Raw genomic sequence first — 13714 nt, 5'->3', positions numbered from 1 at the left:
GAGGAGAGCAGCGAATATGGCCAAAGTCTTGGTCGTGACATCCGGCAAGGGCGGCGTCGGCAAGACGACCTCCACCGCCGCGCTGGGCGCCGCATTGGCGCAGAGCGGGCAGAATGTGGTGGTGGTCGATTTCGACGTGGGATTGCGCAACCTCGACCTGGTGATGGGCTCCGAGCGCCGGGTGGTGTTCGACCTGATCAACGTGGTGCAGGGCGACGCGAAGCTGGCGCAGGCGCTGATCCGCGACAAGCGGATCGACACCCTGTCGCTGCTGGCCGCGTCGCAGACCCGCGACAAGGACGCGCTGACCATGGAAGGCGTGTCGCGCGTCATCAACGAACTGAAGGAAAAGTTCGACTGGGTGATCTGCGACAGCCCGGCCGGCATCGAGAAGGGCGCGGTCCTGGCGATGCGCCATGCCGACACTGCCGTGGTCGTGACCAACCCGGAGGTCTCCTCGGTCCGCGACTCCGACCGCATCATCGGCCTGCTCGATTCGAAGACCGAGCGCGCCGAGAAGGGTGAGCGCGTCGAGAAGCACCTGCTGCTGACCCGCTACGACCCGGTCCGGGCCGAACGCGGCGAGATGCTGAAGGTCGACGACGTCATCGAGATCCTGTCGATCCCGCTGCTCGGCATCATCCCCGAGAGCGAGGAGGTGCTGCGGGCCTCGAACATGGGCGCGCCGGTCACGCTGAACGCCCCGATGAGCGCCCCGGCCCGGGCCTATTTCGACGCCGCCAAGCGCCTGCGCGGCGAGACCCTGGAGATGACCGTCCCGAGCGACAAGAAGGGCATCTTCGCCAAGCTGTTCGGTCGGAGGGTGGCATGAGCCTGTTCAGCTTCTTCAGCAAGCGCAGTTCCGCCCCGGTGGCTCGCGAGCGGCTGCAGATCCTGCTGGCGCATGAGCGGTCCTCGATCGGCGGCCGGTCCGACCTGGTGGCGATCCTGCAGGAGGAGATCCTGGCGGTGATCGCCAAGCACATCGCGATCGACCGCGAGAAGGTGCAGGTCAAGCTCGACCGCGGCAATTCGGTCTCGACCCTCGAGGTCGACATCGAGATCCCGACCCCGGCCGGCCCGGCCCGGGTCGCACTGCGCGGCTGAACGCCCGGCCGGTCTCACACAGAAGGGGCGATGCGGAAGCCCCTCGTGAGAACCGGTCCGGCGGTCCGGGGACAGCCGTTGCAATCGGCACCCCGCTCCTAGACCATCCTCAGCCCTTCACCGCCTCGATGGTGACGCTGAGCGGCAGGTTCGGCCGGTCCGCCGGCATCCGCCACATCCCGTCCGCCCCCTGCACCAGGCAAGGCCACATCTGCCAGGCGGCGGCATCATGCTCGCGCAAGGCCGTCAGCCGCATCCCGGCCGCCAGCAACGCGCCGATGACGGCGCCGAGCGGATGGTCCCATTCGACCGTGCGGGTGTGGGTGAAGGCGGCACCGCGGTCGGCGTAGCTGCCCTGGCCTTCGAACACCAGCGGCGTGTCGCGGAAGTAGGCGTAGGTCGGCAAGATCGGGGCCTCAGGCCCCGCCTGGTCCAGGGCCCGCGCCGCCGGGTGCCCGTCGAGGAAGTAGAGTCGCCCGCCCGGCTTCAGCAACGCCGCCACCACCTCGGCCCAGCGGACGATGTCCGGTAGCCAGAGGATGGTGCCCCAGCTGGTGAAGACGAGGTCGTACAGCCCCTCGCCCAGCAGCCGCGGCGCATCGGTGACGTTGCCTTCGACGAACTCGGCGCTGCTGCCGGTCTCGGCCGCCAGGGTTCGCGCCGCAGCGACGGCGTTGGCCGAGAAGTCGAGCCCGGTGACCCTAGCGCCACGGCGGGCCAGGTACATCGTGTCCATGCCGAAATGGCACTGCAGATGGGCCACCCGGAGGCCGGCGATGTCGCCGATCTCCGCCGCCTCGATCGGGGTCAGGTCGGTCTCGCCGCGCCGGAAGCCGTCGACATTGTAGAAGGCGGAGCGGACATGGACGGCCACCCGCTCGTCCCAATGCGCCCGGTTGATCGCCACGCCGTCTTCCATCGCATCCCCCATCGCAGCCGTCTTGTTCGAGCGGCGTTTTCTACCAGATGGTGCAGGCGGCAGATACAGACGGCACCGGGATCTCAGGCCGGGCTGCGGCGGGCGGGCATCGCCGACATGCCGTCGATCGCCGTCAGGATCCCGGCATAGAGCAGCCGCGCCACCCGGGCGGAGGTCAGGATCACGTCGATCTCCTCGGGGTCGTCCAGCGGCGGCAGGGCGTTCGCCAGGGTCCGGACATAGCCTTCCTTGGTGTCGGCCCGGTTGCGCAGCAGGCGCACCGCCTTGCGGATGCCGGGAATCCGCGCCGACCGGACCAGCCCGTCGGCCACCGGGCCGGCGCAGACCGAGGCGAGGTATTCGAGCACATAGGCGTTGCCGAGATAGCCGGACGGATGGTCGCCATGGCCGAGGAAGTTGATCCAGGCGATGTAGGCCCGGGTGGCCGGCGCCGGGACCGAGGTGATCACATCCGCCCGGCTGAAGCCCAGCGCCTCGAGATCGTCCAGCGCCAGGAAGTCCAGCCCCGTCACCTCGCCCGCCTTTTCCTGCAGCAGCAGCGCGAGCGGCAGGTGGCGGCCGATTTCCAGCATCCGCTCCGCCGCCAGCGTCAGGGTCGACTGGGTGGCGTGCAGGTAGTGATAGGCCTCGCGCAGATAGTTCGCATAAGTCGCGATCCCGGCCGAACCATCCATCAGGCTGGACGCGCTGCGGGTCCGCCGGACCGCGGCGACCAGGGTCATGGCCTCGACATGCAAAGTCTCGAGAAACGCCGCGCCCATTCGCGTCTCCACCATTTACGGTATATATGAAAATCTTACATGCTATTTTTCAGAGAAGGCAATCGCGATTCGAACAGGCGTGGGTTGCCGCCGACCCGAGGCCTGCTCGGGCGGCGTGCAACCTTCCGTCGCTCCGCAACCGATCTCCACCACGGAATGCGGTCCTCCGCAACCCGCGCTCGGCCGCCCTGATGCCGCTGCGCTTGCCCCCGGGCCCCCGCGACGATACCAATGCCGCCCATCAGCGCCCTGCGCTTTACCTATCTTCCGGAGTCACGTCCATGGAGCTGCACGATCTGTACCGCGGGCTTGGGCTCGATCCCGACGCCCTGACCGGCGGCACCCTGCTGGTCCGGTCGCCGGTCGACGGCACCGAGATCGCCCGCCTGCCCGAGCACAGCGCCGCCGATGTCGCAGCCGCGATCGAGCGGTCGGCCAACGCATTCCTCAACTGGCGCACCGTGCCGGCGCCGCGCCGCGGCGAGCTGATCCGCCTGCTGGGCGAGGAGCTGCGCACCCACAAGGCCGAGCTGGGCCGGCTGGTCTCGATCGAGGCCGGCAAGATCCTCCAGGAGGGCCTCGGCGAGGTCCAGGAGATGATCGACATCTGCGACTTCGCGGTCGGCCTGTCGCGCCAGTTGTACGGCCTGACCATCGCCTCGGAGCGCCCCGGCCACCGCATGGCCGAGACCTGGCATCCGCTGGGCCCGGTCGGCGTGATCTCGGCCTTCAACTTCCCGGTCGCGGTGTGGTCGTGGAACGCGGCACTGGCCTTGGTGTGCGGCGACCCGGTGATCTGGAAGCCGTCGGAGAAGACCCCGGTCACGGCGCTGGCCACCATGGCGATCTTCCGCAAGGCGGCCGAGCGCTTCGGCGGCGTGCCGGACGGCCTGGCCGAGATCCTGATCGGCGGCCGCGAGGTCGGCGAGGCCCTGGTCGACAGCCCGAAGGTGGCGCTGGTCTCGGCCACCGGGTCGACCCGGATGGGCCGCGAGGTCGGTCCGCGGGTGGCCAAGCGCATGGGCCGGTCGCTGCTCGAGCTGGGCGGCAACAACGCCATGATCGTCTGCCCGTCGGCCGATCTCGACATGGCGGTGCGCGCCATCCTGTTCGGCGCCGTCGGCACCGCCGGCCAGCGCTGCACCAGCCTGCGCCGCCTGTTCGTGCATGACAGCGTCTACGACAAGCTGCTGCCCGCGCTGAAGCAGGCCTACGGCGCCGTTCGCATTGGCAGCCCGCTGGAGACCGGCACGCTGGTCGGGCCGCTGATCGATCAGGCCTCGTTCGACGGCATGCAGAAGGCCCTCGCCGCGGCGCGCGACCAGGGCGGCACCATCACCGGCGGCGAGCAGGTCACGGCGGGTGTGCCGGCCAACGGCTTCTACGTCCGCCCGGCGATCGCCGAGATGCCGAAGCAGAGCGAGATCGTCGCGCACGAGACCTTCGCGCCCATCCTCTACGTCCTGAAGTACCGGGATTTCGGCCAGGCGCTGATGCTGCACAACGAGGTGCCGCAGGGTCTGTCCTCCTGCATCTTCACCACCGACATCCGCGAGGCCGAGACCTTCCTGTCGGCCGCGGGCAGCGATTGCGGCATCGCCAATGTCAACATCGGCACCTCGGGCGCCGAGATCGGCGGCGCCTTCGGCGGCGAGAAGGAGACCGGCGGCGGCCGCGAGAGCGGGTCGGACGCCTGGAAGGCCTATATGCGCCGGCAGACCGCGACGGTGAACTACAGCCGCGAGCTGCCGCTGGCCCAGGGCATCGTGTTCGACCTCGGTTGATCGGACAAAAGCAGGCGGCCGGCGGGTTCCTTGACGGGCCTCCGGCCGCCTGCGCTAATTGGGACCAGACGCCCGGCGGAACCTGCTGGGGGCTACAAATATGGGGGGTTACATCGTGCACATCAGTCGTTTTGCGCTCGCAGCGGGGGTTGCGCTGACGCTTCTGTCCTCGGTGACCTTTGCTGCGGACAAGGTGACCGTGGCCGTGACCCAGATCGTCGAGCACCCGGCCCTGGATGCCGCCCGCGACGGCATCAAGAAGGCGCTGGAGGAGGCCGGCTACAAGGATGGCGACAATCTCGTCTTCCAGTCCGAATCGGCCCAGGGCAACCCGGCCACCGCCGCCCAGATCGCCCAGAAATACGTCGGTGAGAACCCGACCGTGATCGTGCCGATCGCCACCCCCTCGGCCCAGGCCGTGGTCGCCGCGACCCAGGACATCCCGGTGGTGTTCACCGCCGTGACCGACCCGCTGGGCGCCCAGCTGATCAAGAATCTCGAGCATCCCGGCGGCAACGTCACCGGTATCTCCGACCTGTCGCCGCTGGCCGATCACCTGAACCTGATCAAGGAGATCGTGCCGACCGTCAAGAAGATCGGCGTGCCCTTCAATCCGGGCGAGGCCAACGGCGCGGCCCTGCTGGCGGCGCTGCAGGAAATGGCGCCGGAGTGGAAGGTCGAGATCGTCGAGGCCCCGGCCTCGAAGTCGGCCGACGTCCAGGCCGCGGCGCAGAGCCTGGTCGGCAAGGTCGACGTGATCTACGTGCCCACCGACAACACCATCGTCTCGGCGCTCGAGGCGGTGATCCAGGTCGGCATCGACAACAAGATCCCGGTCTTCTCCGGCGACACCGACAGCGTCGTGCGCGGCGCCATCGCCTCGGTCGGCTTCGACTATTTCGAGATCGGCCGCCAGACCGGCGCGGTCATCGTCCGGGTGCTGAAGGGCGAGAAGCCGGGCGACATCGCGGTCAAGAACGCCACCGGCACCGACCTGTTCGTCAACACCAAGTCGGCGTCGGCGATGGGCGTCACGGTTCCGGCGGCGGTGCTGAGCCGCGCCAAGAAGGTGATCAACTAAGCGTCCCGAGCCCCTCTCCCGCCGCGAGGTCTTCTCGCGATCCTCTCCGTGCCCTCGGTTGTCATTCCCGCGAAAGCGGGAATCTCTTGCCGATCGTTCGGTGACAAGATCCCCGCTTTCGCGGGGATGACGAGGAGAGCCCTCATTTCGGGAGAGGGATATCTATTGGGGCCCTTTCGTTTCCGCGGCCCTGCCCGGCCGTTCCGCAGGATGTATTGATGAGTCTGTTCGCCTTCCTCGGCGCGATCGAGATCGGGCTGATCTATGCCCTCGTCGCCCTCGGCGTGTTCCTGTCCTTCCGGGTCCTGAACTTCCCCGACCTCACCGTCGACGGCAGCTTCCCGCTCGGTGCCGCCACCTCCGCCACCCTGATCGTCGCCGGGGTCGACCCGGTGCTCGCCACCCTGGTCGGGGTCGCCGCCGGCGCGCTGGCCGGGCTGGTCACCGCCTGGCTCAATGTCCGCTTCGGCATTCTGCACCTGCTCGCCAGCATCCTGACGATGATCTCGCTGTTCTCGATCAACCTGCGGATCATGGGCAAGCCGAACGTGGCGCTGATCAACCAGGACACGGTGATCAACCTGTTCAGCTGGCTGACGCCCACCCTGGAAAGCCTCGGCCTGCCCGGCAGGGCGTCGCTGAAGGTGGTGGTGCTGGCCGTCATCGTGCTGATCGTCACCCTCCTCCTCGGCCGCTTCCTGACCTCGGAGTTCGGGCTGGCCATGCGGGCCACCGGGGCCAATTCGCGGATGGCGCGGGCGCAGGGCATCTCGACCAAGCTGCACATCTACGTCGGCATGGCGCTGTCGAACGCGCTGGTGGCCCTGGCCGGGGCCCTGTTCGCCCAGACCGCCGGCTTCGCCGACGTCACCGTCGGCACCGGCACCATCGTGGTCGGCCTGGCCGCCGTGATCCTCGGTGAGACCATGATCCGCACCCGCAGGATCGTGGTGATGCTGGCCGCCTGTGTGCTGGGCGCCGTGATCTACCGCATCGTGATCGCCCTGGCGTTGAACACCAGCTGGCTCGGGCTGCAATCCTCCGACCTCAACCTGGTGACGGCGCTGCTGGTCGGCATCGCCCTGATGCTGCCCGGCATGCGCAACCCGTTGAAGTCCCTGTTCCGGCGGAGCGCCTGAGATGATCGCGGTTCAGGACGTCCACGTCACCTACGGCCGGGGCACGCCGCTGGAGAACCGGGCCCTGCGCGGCCTCGACTTGACCATCCCGGTCGGCGAGTTTGTCACCGTCATCGGCTCGAACGGCGCCGGCAAGTCGACCCTGCTGAATGTGCTGAGCGGCGACGCCAGCCCCGAGCGCGGCCGGGTCGAGATCGACGGCATCGACGTCACCCGCTGGCCGTGCCCGAAGCGCGCCGGCCTGGTCGCCCGAGTGTTCCAGGACCCGATGGCCGGCACCTGTGAGGCGCTGTCGATCGAGGAGAACATGGCGCTGGCCTATGCCCGCGGCCGGTCCCGCGGCCTCGCCCCCTCGATCGACGGCCCGCGGCGCGGCGTGTTCCGCGAGAAGCTGGCGGTGCTGGGCCTGGGGCTGGAGAACCGGCTGGGCGATTCCATGGGCCTCTTGTCCGGCGGCCAGCGCCAGGCGGTCAGCCTGCTGATGGCAACGCTAACCGGCATGAAGATCCTGCTGCTGGATGAGCACACCGCGGCGCTGGACCCACGCACCGCCGATTTCGTGCTGCAGCTGACCCGCAAGATCGTCGAGGATCAGAAGCTGACGGCGCTGATGGTGACCCATTCGATGCGCCACGCGCTGGACTACGGCACCCGCACGGTGATGCTGCATGAAGGCCAGGTGGCGTTCGACGTCGCCGGCGACCAGCGCCGCGGCCTGGAGGTGCCCGACCTCCTGAAGCTGTTCAGCAAGGTCCGTGGCGGGCAGCTGGACGACGACAGCCTGCTGCTGGGGTGACACGGTCTGCCGGTGCGTAGGTTGGGTTCGGCCGCCGGCGAACCCAACCTGCTCGGAAGACGCCCTAAAGCCCCGTCAATCGAAGCGCGCGCAGATCGTGTTCGACGATGGCGGGGATCGCCCGCTCCAGCTCGTCCAGATCCTCCACGCCGCGCAGCATCCGGCCCGCCAGCCGGTCGAAGCGGCCGGCCGCGATCGCGGTGATCAACGTCGCGGCGCGGGTCGGCGGGATGTCGACGCCGCGGTCGAACAGGTCCGCGATGTTCGGCAGGTGGGCCTTGCCGCTCGCACTCTCGAGCTGGAATTCGGTCATGGCGGTGCGGACGAGGCCGGGATCGACGGCGAAGGCGAGCGGGCCGGCCGCCTTCAGCGTGTCGTTCAGGCATTCCGTGAACCGCATGATCGCGGCCTTGCTCGACGCGTAGCCCGAGCCGTTCGGGAACGACACGCCGGTGCCGCCGCCGACCAGGTTGACGATCCGGCCCCGGCCGCGGCGGATCATGCCCGGCGCGACGGCACGGGCGGTGTGGAAGGTGCCGCGAAGATTGGTCTCGACGTCGCCCCACCATTCGCCCGGATCCACCTCCCAGACCGGGCCGATGGCGCGGAACGAGCCGTGGTTGTTGACCAGCAGGTCGACCGGGCCGAGGTCGGTCCCGATCGCCGAAAACACCGTCTCGACCGCGGCGAGGTCGACCAGATCGACCGGGTAGGCGCGGGCCACGCCGCCCGCCCCCGCGACCAGCCCAGCGGTCTCCTCGATCTCCGCTTCCGTGCGGGCGAGGACGGCGAGCGTCGCCCCGGCCCGGGCCAGGTGGAGGGCCGTCTCGCGCCCGATCCCCCGTCCCGCTCCCGTAACCACCGCGACCTGATCCTGAAGGCTCATCTGCGTTCCCCGAGAACGGCCCGTGATGCGCGCAAGTCGACCCCGGATCGCGGCGACCGTCAACCCGCCTGCGACCGCACGACCGGACGATGATCCCAACGAACCAAGTGAAGTGAAGCGGAGCGGCAGATCATGGGATTTTATGTCTGGCCATGCTGCAGCGCAGCAGGCTACCCTGAAACCGCAGTAATTGCCCTTGAGGTGAGATCCGGAAGCGAGGAAAGGGGACTGTCGGAATGACATCCATCGCGGTTGAACAAGACGGAATTAAGCGAAAAGTCAGTGCAACCTTCTTTCGCGGCGAGACGACGAATTTCTATCCCAGCGACAAGTCGCTGAAACGCAACACCAGCATTGCCGAATACCTGGCCAAGGGCTGGATGCCGCAGGAGCGGTTCGTGACCGAGGGCACGCGGATCGTGGCGTTCGGGTCGTGCTTCGCCGACAACATCAGCAAGTACCTGGACAAGGCCGGCTTCAACGTGCTGACCCGGCGCGACGACGTGGCCTATGTCTCGAAGATGGGCGACGGCATGGTGAACACCTTCGCCATCCGCCAGCAGTTCGAATGGGCCTGGCTCGGCGCGACCCCGCAGGGCGAACTGTGGCACGGCTACGACGCCGCGGAATTCGGCTATGACGAGACGGTCCGGCTGCGGACCAAGGCGCTGTTCGATGCGGCGGAGCTGTTCATCATCACCCTCGGCCTGTCCGAGGTGTGGTACGACGAACCGACCGGCGAGGTGTTCTGGCGCGCGGTGCCGAAGGACAAGTACGATCCGGCGCGGCACCGGTTCCGGGTCTCGACCCATGCCGAGAACCTCGCGAATCTGCAGGCGATCTACGACCTGATCCGGCGCTTCCGCCCGGACGCGGCGGTGCTGTTCACGGTCTCGCCGATCCCGCTGACCGCGACGTTCCGGCCCCATAGCTGCATCTCGGCCAACGCCGTGTCCAAGGCGATCCTGCGGGCGGCGGTCGACGAGTTCCACCGCCGCAACGCGCCCGGCGACGACAGGCTGTTCTACTTCCCCAGCTACGACATCGTCATGCACTGCTTCAACCACCAGTGGCGGGACGACCGGCGGCACGTCTACAGCCATGTGCTGGACTTCAACATGAAGGTGTTCGAGCGCTATTACTGCCAGACCGCCCTGGGCGACGAGGAGCTGGCGGAGTCGTTCCGCGCCGCCCGGCGCCTCGACGAGCGGATCGGCCGGCTCGGGCATGATTCGGTCGTGGTGCGGACAGCCGAGACGCCGGAGGAGCGCAAGGCGGCGCGGCTTGCCCGGCGGGAGCTGGAGCGCGAACAGATCCGCGAGGCGCGGCGGCAGGAGCGGCGGGAGGCGCGCCGGATGGCGGAGACGGCGAGAATCCGTGCCGCGGACCGGATACCGTCGCGACCATCGGCGTCGTTCAGCGAACTTCGGACCTGATCGGACCTGCCCCGGAGGCCGGGCTCCCTCCTCCACGGGGGCTGGGCCGGCCCGGTGTCCGCGGCGGCCGGATCGAAGGCCGGTTGCCAAGCGGTGCCTGACGCCCTACGGAGGATGCCTCGAACCGATGGCAATTTGGGCGGAGGATCTCATGAGCATCTCGAACCTGGTAGACCGGATTGCGGCCGACAACGATCTGTCGCGGGTGCAGGCAAAGCGGATCGTCGAGAGCGTCTTCAGCGGCGTCCTCGACGCCGCGGCGAAGGGGGATGAGGTTTCGGTCTCCGGCTTCGGCAAGTTCAAGGTGAAGGACACCGCCGAACGCGAAGGCCGCAACCCGGCGACCGGCGAGACGATCACGATCGCCACGGCCCGGAAGCTCGTCTTCGTTCCGGCCAAGGCCGCTCGTGAAAAGCTCAACGGCTGAGGACTGACCGGCAGGCAGGCGGGCATGCTGCGTCCGCCTGCCGGTTCACCGGGCGCTACCTGCCGGCGACCGGCGCCGCGGCCTGGAGGTGCCCGACCTCCTGAAGCTGTTCAGCAAGGTTCGCGGCCGGCAGCTGGACGACGACAGCTGGGGTGACCATGCGCCAGACGATCGAGGAGGTGTGCCGCGAACTGGGTCTCGCGCAACCGGGTCGGATCGGTGACATGCTGCCCTTGGAGCAGATGAAGCAGCTCCTCCGGGACAACCCGGAGGGCGTGCATCTCTGGGTCACGAATGTCTTCCAGGAGGTCATCGAGCGCATCCCGCCCAGGCGGTGCTTTCACTTCTGGAAATCCGAGGTCCAGCAACGCCTGATGGAAGACGGCGGGTTCGCAAACGATATGTGGCCCGGACGCTACGCGTATCTCGCCCAGCAATCGAAATCGCCGTTCGGAGAACCGCTCGTCCAGTTGATGCAGTGTGATTAGCCTTCAGACCGAAACCATGGCCTCGATTTCGGCGCCCGGCAGGCCGACGGCTTCAGCGGCGGCGAGGATGTCGCCCCAGGTCGCGTCGTCGATCGGGATCCCCTCGGCCCGGCGGCGCCGACGGGTTGCGGCCTCGACCTCCCCCGGCAGCAGCACCGGCGCCGCTGGATCGGCCGGCGGCGATGCCTTCACCCAGCCGCAGAAGCGCAGGATCTCCGCCGTATAGGCCGCGCGGTCGGGCAGCCGCGCCACGTCGATGGCGATGCTGGTCATGGTGTTCTCCAGCACCGTGACGCCGGGCGCGGTGCAGCCGCCGCCCGACAGCGCGCCGGAGAGGATGTCGGTGAGGATATTGAGGCCGGCGCCGCGATGCCCGCCGAACGGCAGGATCGCGCCGCCGGCGTAGAAATCGGCGGGATCGGTGGTCGGCTGCCCGGCCTTGTCGACGATGATGCCCGGCGCGACCGCCTCGCCCTTGTTCTTCGCCACCAGCAGCTTGCCCTCGGCGGTCATGGCGGTGGTGATGTCGAGCAGGATCGGGTCGCGGCCCTCCACCGGCACGCAGATCGCCATCGGGCTGGGTGACAGTCGCCGGTCGGTGCCGCCGAACGGCGTCACCATCAGCCCGAGGCCGGTGGTGTTCAGGAAATGCAGCGAGACCAGGCCGTGGCCCGCCAGCCGCTCCGCCCACTCCCCCAGCCGGCCGAGATGGCCGGACCGGCGGATGGTGGCCAGGGCGATGCCATGCGCCTTGGCACGCTCGGCCAGCAGGTCGATCGCCTGTTCGCCGATGGTCTGGCCGAAGCCGAACTGCCCATCGATCACCAGCAGGCTGCCGCCGTCGAACACCAGCTCGGCGGTGCGGCCGGGGTGGACCTTGCCGGCACGCAGGAAGTCGATGTAGCGCCGGGTGCGCACCACGCCATGGGAATCATGGCCGCATAGGTTGCTGTCGACCAGGTGGCGGGCGATGCGGCCGGCCTCGTCGGCAGCGCAGCCCCCGGCCGCGAAGATCCGGTCGACGATGGCGGTCAAAGCCCCGGCGCCGATCTGCCGCATGACGTCCTCCCCCTCGCTGTTGCGCTGTCTTTGGCCGGCAGTATAGCGTTTCGCCGGGACGATGACGCCGCCGCCGAAAGAAGGACGCGCACCATGATCGACGATCCGCCGCTGCTGACGATCCGGCGCCGCTTCGCCCGGCCGGACCCGGCCCTGGTCGATGCCCTGCGGGGCGTCCAGACCGGCTTCGTCGTCGACGGCATGGACGGCTCCGGCGCGCTGCATCACCGGATCAAGCCGATCGACCCTGCCCTGGCCGGGTTCGTCGGGGTCGCGGTGACCTGCGATTGCGGCCCCGCCGACAATCTCGCGCTGTTCGCGGCGCTCGACATCGCCGGGCCGGGCGACGTCCTGGTCTGCGCCACCAACGCCTATGAAGGCACCGCGGTGGTCGGCGACCTGATGGCCGGCATGGCCCGCAACAAAGGCGTCGTGGCGCTGGTCACCGACGGGCTGGTGCGGGACCAGATCGGGCTGCGCCAGGTCGGGTTGCCGGTGTTCGCGGCCGGCGTCACCCCGAATTCGCCGGCGCGGCAAGGGCCGGGCGCGGCCGGGCTGCCGATCGTGGTCGGCGGCGTGTCGGTCGCGTCAGGCGACGTCCTGGTCGGCGATCTCGACGGGGTGGTGGTGATCCCGCGCGAGCGCCTGGCCGCGGTGGTCGAGCGACTGGTCGTGATCCGCGAGAAGGAAGCGGCGCTGGATGCCGCCGTCCGCGGCGGCCTGACCATGTCGGATTTCGCCCGGCGCATCCTGGACTCCGACCGCGTCCGCTCGGTCGACTGAGCTGGCCGGGACCTCGGTTCGGGCGCCGGCAGCAGCCGCTACTTGCTGCGGGCGCCCAGCGGCCGGCCCGAGAGCAGGCGGCGCACCATCGGCATGACCAGCATGATGGCCAGCCCCAGCGCCACCCAGCGCACCCAGAGGTCACGCGGATCCGTCATCAGGTTGATGACCAGCAGCAGCGCGAGCAGCATCACGCCGCCGATCAGCCGGCGCCGGAAATGCCCGAACAGCGATCCGTCATCCGCCACCACCGGCGCGACCTGCGGCGTCACCGACTCCACCCGGTGCGCGTCCGCCCCCATGCGCAGCGCGTAGACCCGCACCGGCTCGGCGATGTTCTTCATCGGCCGGGGGCCGAGGTCGGCGAACCCGGTCTCGATCCGGCCGCGCACCTGGTCGTGGACCGCGCCGGACAGACAGATGCCGCCGGGCAGCGCCACCTCCTGCAGCCGCGCCGCGACATTGACCCCGTCGCCAAGCAGGTCGGCGCCGCTGACCACGACGTCGCCGAGATTGACGCCGATGCGCAGCCGCATCCGCTGGCCCTCGGGCTGGTCCGCGGCCCAGACGCCGAGGCTGTCTTGCGCCGCGATCGCCGCCTGCACCGCGCCCAGCGCGCTGGGGAATTCGGCCAGCAGGCCGTCGCCCGCCAGGTTGAAGACGCGGCCGCCCTGCGCGGCGATTGCCGTCTGCAGGATGGCGCGGGCCTGGTCCAGCCGCGCCAGCGTGCCGGTTTCGTCCTGCCCAACCAGTCGGGAATAGCCGACCACATCGGCACAGAAAATGGCGGTCAGGCGGCGTTCCGGCGGGGGCATCGTCGACCTCGAAGCGATTCCAGGGCGGGATCATACGTCAGCGGCGCCGAGATCGCGAGCCCAGCCAGAACATCCAGTGAACACAGTCCTATGTCGCAGCCAGCGTGACGGCCGTAACCTCTTTTCGGAATCGTGGACACGCTTCGGTAGGCTCGGCTCGGGAGACTGTCGATGCCGTGCCGACGTCACGGCGACCGATATCGCCCTGCGAA

The 13714-nt window shown here is 69.0% G+C and carries 15 protein-coding genes; 10 read left to right on the top strand and 5 right to left on the bottom strand.

Annotation, left to right across the window (positions count from 1 at the left end; genetic code table 11):
• Window positions 1-16: 16 nt before the first annotated feature.
• Entirely contained in the window at window positions 17-832 is an 816-nt protein-coding gene (gene minD, locus E9232_RS17265) for a septum site-determining protein MinD (protein WP_309795799.1), read from the top strand.
• Complete coding sequence (gene minE / locus E9232_RS17260) at window positions 829-1107, top strand: cell division topological specificity factor MinE (RefSeq protein ID WP_309795798.1); 279 nt, start codon at window positions 829-831, stop codon at window positions 1105-1107. Before minD ends, minE begins: the two co-directional genes overlap by 4 nt.
• A 109-nt stretch (window positions 1108-1216) precedes the next feature.
• Here minE and E9232_RS17255 read toward each other — a convergent pair whose 3' ends face one another.
• Together E9232_RS17255 and E9232_RS17250 are read right to left on the bottom strand one after the other, a co-directional pair.
• Window positions 1217-2026: a class I SAM-dependent methyltransferase gene (locus E9232_RS17255; protein ID WP_309795797.1), complete on the bottom strand. Its 810-nt coding sequence runs from the start codon at window positions 2024-2026 to the stop codon at window positions 1217-1219.
• A gap of 83 nt (window positions 2027-2109) precedes the next feature.
• Complete coding sequence (locus tag E9232_RS17250) at window positions 2110-2808, bottom strand: hypothetical protein (protein ID WP_309795795.1); 699 nt, start codon at window positions 2806-2808, stop codon at window positions 2110-2112.
• A gap of 281 nt (window positions 2809-3089) precedes the next feature.
• Here E9232_RS17250 and amaB point away from each other — a divergent pair, with 281 nt between their 5' ends.
• The 4 genes from amaB to E9232_RS17230 all read left to right on the top strand — a co-directional run bounded on the left by amaB (window position 3090) and on the right by E9232_RS17230 (window position 7608).
• Window positions 3090-4592, top strand: a complete 1503-nt coding sequence (gene amaB, locus E9232_RS17245; protein WP_309795793.1) for an L-piperidine-6-carboxylate dehydrogenase — start codon at window positions 3090-3092, stop codon at window positions 4590-4592.
• 199 nt (window positions 4593-4791) lie between these two features.
• Entirely contained in the window at window positions 4792-5673 is an 882-nt protein-coding gene (locus E9232_RS17240) for an ABC transporter substrate-binding protein (protein ID WP_309795791.1), read from the top strand.
• A gap of 218 nt (window positions 5674-5891) precedes the next feature.
• Window positions 5892-6812: an ABC transporter permease gene (locus tag E9232_RS17235; RefSeq protein WP_309795789.1), complete on the top strand. Its 921-nt coding sequence runs from the start codon at window positions 5892-5894 to the stop codon at window positions 6810-6812.
• Window position 6813: 1 nt separating this feature from the next.
• A complete protein-coding gene (locus tag E9232_RS17230; protein WP_309795787.1) occupies window positions 6814-7608 on the top strand; it encodes an ABC transporter ATP-binding protein in 795 nt (264 codons plus the stop codon).
• A gap of 64 nt (window positions 7609-7672) precedes the next feature.
• On the opposite strand, the gene E9232_RS17225 is transcribed toward E9232_RS17230, so the two are convergent.
• Window positions 7673-8494 carry an SDR family NAD(P)-dependent oxidoreductase gene (locus tag E9232_RS17225; RefSeq protein ID WP_309795784.1) on the bottom strand — a complete coding sequence of 274 codons (822 nt, stop codon included), beginning with the start codon at window positions 8492-8494 and terminating at the stop codon, window positions 7673-7675.
• Between the two features lie 236 nt (window positions 8495-8730).
• Here E9232_RS17225 and E9232_RS17220 point away from each other — a divergent pair, with 236 nt between their 5' ends.
• The 3 genes from E9232_RS17220 to E9232_RS17210 all read left to right on the top strand — a co-directional run bounded on the left by E9232_RS17220 (window position 8731) and on the right by E9232_RS17210 (window position 10845).
• Window positions 8731-9930: a GSCFA domain-containing protein gene (locus E9232_RS17220; RefSeq protein ID WP_309795782.1), complete on the top strand. Its 1200-nt coding sequence runs from the start codon at window positions 8731-8733 to the stop codon at window positions 9928-9930.
• A 151-nt stretch (window positions 9931-10081) separates the two neighbouring features.
• Entirely contained in the window at window positions 10082-10357 is a 276-nt protein-coding gene (locus E9232_RS17215; RefSeq protein ID WP_309795780.1) for an HU family DNA-binding protein, read from the top strand.
• 158 nt (window positions 10358-10515) lie between these two features.
• Window positions 10516-10845: a hypothetical protein gene (locus E9232_RS17210; RefSeq protein ID WP_309795779.1), complete on the top strand. Its 330-nt coding sequence runs from the start codon at window positions 10516-10518 to the stop codon at window positions 10843-10845.
• Between the two features lie 3 nt (window positions 10846-10848).
• On the opposite strand, the gene E9232_RS17205 is transcribed toward E9232_RS17210, so the two are convergent.
• On the bottom strand, window positions 10849-11904 hold the full coding sequence (locus tag E9232_RS17205) for an Ldh family oxidoreductase (protein ID WP_309795777.1): 1056 nt from the start codon (window positions 11902-11904) through the stop codon (window positions 10849-10851).
• A gap of 93 nt (window positions 11905-11997) precedes the next feature.
• Between E9232_RS17205 and E9232_RS17200 the strand changes: the two genes are divergently transcribed.
• A complete protein-coding gene (locus E9232_RS17200) occupies window positions 11998-12687 on the top strand; it encodes an RraA family protein (RefSeq protein ID WP_309795775.1) in 690 nt (229 codons plus the stop codon).
• 38 nt (window positions 12688-12725) lie between these two features.
• On the opposite strand, the gene E9232_RS17195 is transcribed toward E9232_RS17200, so the two are convergent.
• A complete protein-coding gene (locus E9232_RS17195; protein ID WP_309795773.1) occupies window positions 12726-13502 on the bottom strand; it encodes an adenylate/guanylate cyclase domain-containing protein in 777 nt (258 codons plus the stop codon).
• Window positions 13503-13714 lie beyond the last annotated feature (212 nt).

This window comes from Inquilinus ginsengisoli (assembly GCF_031453975.1).
Lineage (GTDB): Bacteria > Pseudomonadota > Alphaproteobacteria > DSM-16000 > Inquilinaceae > Inquilinus > Inquilinus ginsengisoli_A.
This window is presented reverse-complemented; position numbering and strand designations above follow the sequence as displayed.